Annotated in this window: 7 protein-coding genes; 4 read left to right on the top strand and 3 right to left on the bottom strand. The window is 40.6% G+C overall.

The window, feature by feature from the left end; translation table 11 throughout:
* The coding region (locus E4T79_RS09370) for a transposase (protein ID WP_194183820.1) at positions 1-155 on the top strand (155 nt) is incomplete at its 5' end.
* A gap of 329 nt (positions 156-484) precedes the next feature.
* Here E4T79_RS09370 and E4T79_RS09365 read toward each other — a convergent pair.
* The 3 genes from E4T79_RS09365 to E4T79_RS09355 are packed head-to-tail and all read right to left on the bottom strand — an operon-like array spanning position 485 to position 3,013.
* A complete protein-coding gene (locus tag E4T79_RS09365; RefSeq protein ID WP_135029707.1) occupies positions 485-1,417 on the bottom strand; it encodes a metal ABC transporter substrate-binding protein in 933 nt (310 codons plus the stop codon).
* 22 nt (positions 1,418-1,439) lie between these two features.
* Complete coding sequence (locus E4T79_RS09360) at positions 1,440-2,291, bottom strand: metal ABC transporter permease (RefSeq protein WP_135029705.1); 852 nt, start codon at positions 2,289-2,291, stop codon at positions 1,440-1,442.
* Positions 2,288-3,013 (bottom strand): metal ABC transporter ATP-binding protein, encoded by a 726-nt coding sequence (locus tag E4T79_RS09355; RefSeq protein WP_135029703.1) that lies wholly within the window; start codon positions 3,011-3,013, stop codon positions 2,288-2,290. Before E4T79_RS09355 ends, E4T79_RS09360 begins: the two co-directional genes overlap by 4 nt.
* Positions 3,014-3,448: 435 nt before the next feature.
* On the opposite strand from E4T79_RS09355, the gene E4T79_RS09350 reads away from it, so the two are divergent.
* The 3 genes from E4T79_RS09350 to E4T79_RS09340 all read left to right on the top strand — a co-directional run bounded on the left by E4T79_RS09350 (position 3,449) and on the right by E4T79_RS09340 (position 6,502).
* Positions 3,449-3,751, top strand: a complete 303-nt coding sequence (locus tag E4T79_RS09350) for a lactococcin 972 family bacteriocin (protein ID WP_135029701.1) — start codon at positions 3,449-3,451, stop codon at positions 3,749-3,751.
* Between the two features lie 86 nt (positions 3,752-3,837).
* A complete protein-coding gene (locus tag E4T79_RS09345; protein ID WP_135029700.1) occupies positions 3,838-5,868 on the top strand; it encodes a DUF1430 domain-containing protein in 2,031 nt (676 codons plus the stop codon).
* 1 nt (position 5,869) lies between these two features.
* Complete coding sequence (locus E4T79_RS09340; protein WP_135029698.1) at positions 5,870-6,502, top strand: ABC transporter ATP-binding protein; 633 nt, start codon at positions 5,870-5,872, stop codon at positions 6,500-6,502.
* Positions 6,503-6,533: the final 31 nt, after the last annotated feature.

The raw sequence follows: 6,533 nt of genomic DNA, 5'->3' as shown, positions 1-6,533 counted from the left end.
AGCAGGGGCATAGAATTTTACCACTTCCTCCGTACTCACCTGAGTACAATCCCATCGAGAAAACATGGGCTCACATCAAAAAACACCTCAGAAAAGTATTGCCAAATGCCCATACTTTCATTGAGGCACTTTTGTCCTGTTCTTGTTTCACTTGATTATATTATAGTCGTTTTGTTTATCTTTGTATTACTTCGTTAACTCACTTTGCCGTACTCTAGTACAGCCTGTAGCTCCTTGCCTAGTACTAAAAGCAAACTAAAAGACTATATCATAAAAAAAACAAACTCCTAGTTGGCTAATGGGTAGGATATAGCACTAGGAGTTTGTAATAGTATAGGGATGTCTTTTGCGGACACATCCAATTATCAAAAGAGTTAAGATATAAAGGTGTCCATAGGCTGATGTTCTAGCAAGTAGAACTAATTGTATTAAGTGTGAATCCTTGATAATGGTGGTCCGCAAGAGACATCCCTATAAACGTAAACTATTTAGCTAAGCCGTCAGCGATTTTATCCAGATTCCATTTCATCATGGCATAGTAGCTATCTCCTTCTTCGCCTTCTTCGGCAACCGAATCGGTAAAGATTTTTGCATAAATCGGGATATTGGTATCTTTTGATACCGTCTTCATTGGATGATCGTTGACACTGCTTTCGACAAAGAGCGATGGTACTTTGGATTGGCGTAGTGTTTCAACCAAGCGTTTGATTTGTTCAGGAGTTCCTTCTACCTCGGTGTTAATTTCCCAAATGTAGGCGGATGGCACCTGGTAGGCTTTTGAAAAGTATTTGAAACAGCCTTCGCTCGTGACAATCATTTTTTTCTCAGCAGGGATATTGTTAAATTTTTCTTTTGCTTCCTTATCTAGGGCGTCGAGTTTTTCAAGATAGATGGCTAGATTTTTTTCATAGGTTTCTTTATTGTTGGGATCTTTTGCAATCAACTGTTTGGCGATGTTTTGGGCATAAATCATCCCATTTTCAAGATTAAGCCAAGCGTGTGGGTCTTCCTTGCCTTTTTCATCTTCTCCCTCTAGATAGATGACTTCAACACCATCACTAACAGCGAAGTAATCTTTATTCTCTACTTTATTGGCATTTTTGACTAATTTTGTAAACCAAGCATTTCCGCCAGTTTCAAGGTTAATACCATTGTAGAAAATGATGTCTGCTTTTGATGTCTTTTTCACATCTTCAGGTAGGGGTTCGTATTCGTGTGGATCTTGCCCGACCGGGACGATACTGTGCAAATCAATCTTGTCACCGGCAATATTTTTTGTCATATCAGCAAGAATGGAGTTGGTGGTGACAACCTTTAGTTTGGAAGATGCTGTGCTAGATTCTTTTGAGGAATGTGAGCAGGCAGCAAGACCTACGATTGCAAGCAATACAATCGCTAGAGTAGATAATTTTTTCATTCGTTTCTCCTTATGGGTGGGTTTATGAGTGGGATGACTTTTTGAAATAGCGCATGAGGATGCCTTGTTTAGGGGCAAAGAGGAAGCTAATCAAAAAGAAAGTGGCTGATGTCAAGACGATACTGGATCCTGCAGCGATATTAAAACTATATCCTAGAAATAGTCCAACGATAGAGGCGAGAGCTCCTAAGGTGGAAGATAGGAAAATCATGTTTTTAAGACTGCTCGAATAGAGATAGGCAGTAGCGGCTGGTGTAATCAGCATAGCAACAATGAGAATGGTTCCGACACTTTGCATAGCTGTGACAGAAACCAAGGTGAGTAGAATCATGAGCAGATAGTGGTATGCGTTAACAGGCATGCCCATGGATTTTGCAAGTAGGGGATCAAAGGAGGTAATTAAGAGTGGTTTGAAGAAGAGGAAAATCAGGAAGAGGACAAGGGCAGCAACGCCAATCGTAATCCATTTATCCATGTCTTGTACCGCAAGGATATTCCCGAACAGAATGTGGAACAAATCCGTAGAGCTATTGGCAACCCCGATGAGGATGACCCCGAGAGCCAGAAAGGATGAAAAAGTAATCCCTATTGCGGTATCACTCTTAATGATACTATTTCCTTTGATGTAGGTAATCATGACCGAGGCGAGTAGACCAAAGGCAATGGCACCGATAAAAAAGTTAATGCCTAAAATATAAGAGAGGGCAACTCCTGGTAATACTGCATGGGAAATCGCGTCTCCCATGAGGGACAAGCCCCGCAAGATAATAAAACAACCAACTGCTCCAGCGACAATACCGATGACAATGGCTGTCACTACAGCATTTTGCAAAAAGTGAAAACTTTGCAATCCCTCGATAAATTCTCGAATCATTTTTTATCCTCCTCCATTAGTATCAAATTCTCGCCGTAGGTCGCTTGTAGATGCTCTTTCGTAAAGGTTTGTGAAGTTTCTCCAAAGGCTATAAGTTCACGATTGAGCAGTAGAACTTGGTCAAAATAGTTTTTGACCTTGCTCAAATCGTGGTGGACGATGAGAATGGTTTTTCCTAATTTTTCGAGATTGCGCAGTGTGGTCATGATAATGGCTTCGCTGACAGAATCAATTCCTACAAAAGGTTCATCTAAAAAGATGTAGTCGGCTTCTTGGACCAAACAACGAGCGATAAGAACGCGTTGGAATTGACCACCAGATAATTCGCTGATTTGTTTGTCTGCATACTCTAGCATTCCAACAATTTCAAGGGCGCGTGCTACCTTGGACCAATCCTGCTCTTTGAAACGTTGAAATAGGCTAATTTTAGGATAGAGCCCTAAGGACACGCATTCTTTCACCTTGATTGGGAAGTTAAAGTCAATCGCTGCTTTTTGCTCAACGTAGGCAATCTTATTTCGCTGTTTGCGGATATCCTTGCCATCAAGCATCGTTTGACCCTTATGATCAATAATATGAAGCATGGCTTTCAGTAGAGTGGACTTTCCTGCTCCGTTTGGTCCTAAAATACCTGTAATTGTAGGACCTTGAATGGTTACATTGATAGCGTTTAAAGCTAAGACAGTATGATAGCTGACACTTAAATCTTTTGTTTTAATCATCTTTATACTCCTTAGTTTTTTAATATACATTAATTTAAAAATTAAGTCAAGTTAATTTTTAGAAATTATTAGTATTTTCTCATATTTTTCTAAAAATAGAGAAAAACCATCAGAGCGGAGAGGATTTCTTAGATGAAAATACTTGCACTACATTGATTTTCATGCTATAGTAACACTAAAATAAGAAAGCGATTTCAAAACAGGCTGTTTCTGGGACTGGTTTGGTGTTTAAGATGATAAAATCGTGCTTTAGACCTCTCCTATATGAGTGTCGTTCTCTTGTCTAAGTTATGAAAGGAGGCGGTCATCATGAACCTTTTTTTGGATGATGAATCGCTTATCATGTAGATATGAATGAGTAGATAATCTTATGTGTGAGGAGGAAGTGTTGCTCCCATTGTTTTTGAGATGATTTGAATGGAGTGGAAATGTACTATGAAAAATAAAATAAAATCAACTAGCCTTATTGCCCTCGCCCCTGTAGTCTTAGGAATAGCACCTACTGTTGCAGCAGCTGTTCAATATCCAGACGGTGGTGTCTGGACCTATGGAGCAGATTTAAGGCGTAGGGGAGCTTTTTCAAATTACTACCATGGATCAAAACACCATAGTTCAACGGTTATTAGTCGTTGGAATTCTGACTTTGAAAAGGGTTATGCAGGTCCAGGTGAAACCTCCTATGCTTTTATGAGGACAAGCATTGGGGAGAAAATGGCTTTCTATTACGATTACGATTGATACCTCATCATTAGTTTAGACTAGTAGTTTTATCAAAAACGACTAGAATGAGAGATTAAAGGGATAACTATTAGAAAGTAGGTTCTATGAGACGAATTTTTATCTTTTTATCCACCTTGCTCCTGTGTGTTTATATCGTCATCAGAATAGATGATCAACGAAATCAATTGGTCTTTTCAAGCTACGATGCGGTCGATCTCATCGGTACAGATGGAGTGCGACCTAAGGCACGTGAGGACTTTACAAGAGCCTTAAATGAGCTAGCAGAAAGTCGTGATAGTGTCATCGCAAGGCGGATTGTTGAGCCCAATGAAAAAGGGGAAACCTATTTTGCTTATGAGATTTATGGGCGTGGTAAGCTACCTGAGTCTTTGAACCAGGCTACGGAAGAAAGTGCTAGAAATAGTGATTTAGTCAATAGCTATCTTATCGTATCGGGATCTGTGACGACTGAGGAGCTGGTGTCGACCATGGGTCAGTTGGGCTATAAAGGAGTTTCTACGATGGCTACCTCCGCAGGAGTTCTGTTGTTGGTTGTTTTATACGATGAGGTGTTTTTCCTTAGTTTAATTTTATTGATATTGACCTTTGTTTCCCTGACCTTGATCTATCGGATTAAAGACTTGAGGAGTACAGGACTGAAGAGGCTTGCAGGGCAGAGCTTTGGAAAGGTCATGTGGGATTCTTTTTTTGTAGATGTAAAGGCGGTCAGTTTCTCCTATCTTGTCACAGGTTTCATCGGTGTTTTGGGTCTTTATTGGCAGGGACTGTTTCAAGATCTCCCCGTTTCTCTTTTATGTTTGGGCTTAGGAGCTTATAGCCTCTTTCTCATGGCTTTGTCCCTCTTTTTGAGTTTCGTCTATCTCTTTGGACTAAAGACGAGTTCTTTAGTTGAGATTTTAAAGGGCAGGCTTCCTCTAAAACGTTTGCTCAGCTTGATGTTGGTCGGACAGCTTGCCTCGGTCTTGGTAGTGGGCTATGCTGTCCATCATATCTTGCTAGGGTACAAGGAACTACAAACCCTAGAGATTTCCGCCAAAGAATGGGACGAGCAAGGAGATTATTATCAAATGCGAGGTAGTTATTCTTCAGGCTTTACAAAGGGAGAGGAGGAAGAAAAGCGCCAAAAGGTGTGGTATGACTTTGCCCAGAAGGCTATCGAAGAGAAAGCTGCCATTTTTGTCAGCAGCAATGTGAGAGATTTTTTTCTAGCAGAGTTGCAGGGAGATGTATCAGGTGCGCGTCTAACAGATTATGCTCCAGAGGGAAATACCTTATATGTTTCACCTAATTATCTGGAAGCAGAGCATGTCGAAGTTAGCAGAGACTTTCTAGCACAGATGAAAGACTTGAAAGAGGGAGAGTTCGGCTTGCTTCTCCCCCAAAAGTTACAAGCTAGGCAGGAGGAGTTTGAAAAAATTTACTCAGAGCACATGTCTAGTCGGTCCTTATTGGGTTTGGAAGCTACTAGTCTGCCTCTGTTTCAAGCTAGAGTTTATACTGCTATCGTGAAAGACGGACAGGAACGGTTCCTTTATAACAATGATGAATCTGCCCATCTCCAGTATTTAGAGGATCCAATCTTGGTTGTAATGACCCCTAAGGCAATGGGTGATACTGTGATGACCCGTTTGTTTTGGAGCGTAAAGGCAGTTAATTCCCTCCATTTAAAAGGTTATCAAGACAGTATTGAGTTACTCAAAGAACAGGGGGCTTATCACTGGGTGTCCTATCTACTGAATGATCGGCTTATCTATTATAAACACCTAGCAGAGAGTCGCAGTCGCTTTTTCTCTCTCTTGATTGGAAGTTTTTTGGGCTTAGCAACCTCTGTACTCTTGTTTGACTGTATGAATCTGATCTATTTTGAGCAGTTTAGAAGAGAGATTTTTATCAAGAGATTGGCAGGTTTGAGGTTTGATGAAATCCACTTTTCCTATCTCTTAGCACAGATGGCGGTTCTAGCTCTAGGAAATGCTGGCATTGTCTACCTTACCCAAAACATCGCTATTAGTGTGCTGACGACAGCGGTCTTCCTCGCTAATTTGCTCTTGATTTTGTATCGACAGACCAAGGCAGAAAATCGAGCAGCAGTTACAATATTGAAAGGAAAATAGCATGATTGAAATCAAAGGATTACAGAAAAGCTTTGCCAATCGAGTGATTTTGAACCAGGTGAATCTGACCTTTGAGAGGGGTAAAATCTACGCCCTCATTGGTGAAAGTGGCAGTGGAAAGACAACTCTCTTAAATATGATTGCCAAGTTGGAACCCTATGACACGGGGGAGGTCTTCTACGATCACAAGGACATCAAAGAAATCAAAGATTACATCTATTATCGTGATTATCTGGGATATTTATTTCAAAATTTTGGTTTGATTGAAAGCGAAAGTGTTGCTACCAATTTAGAATTGGGTCTTGTCGGAAAAAAACGAAGTAAAATACAGAAAGAAGAACAGAAACGTGAGGTTTTAAAAAGGGTTCATTTAGAGCATATTTCCTTGGAACAGAAGATTTTTGAGTTATCAGGTGGAGAGTCCCAACGTGTGGCGTTGGCAAAGGTTTTTTTGAAAAATCCTCCGCTGATTTTAGCAGACGAGCCAACAGCTGCTCTTGATCCAAGCAATGCAGATGAGGTGATGAAATTACTGTCTTCTTTGAAGAATGATAACAGAATTATCATCGTAGCGACCCACAATCCAGCCATTTGGGAAAAGGCAGATGTGGTGATTCGCATGGAGGATTTATAGGAGGACTTGAGGGGCTAGTAAGCTACCTGAG

Origin of the sequence: Streptococcus sp. LYSM12 (assembly GCF_004569635.1) — a bacterium.
Taxonomy (GTDB): domain Bacteria; phylum Bacillota; class Bacilli; order Lactobacillales; family Streptococcaceae; genus Streptococcus.
Note: the sequence above shows the minus strand (reverse complement) of the source record. Positions and strands in the feature narration are given on the sequence as shown.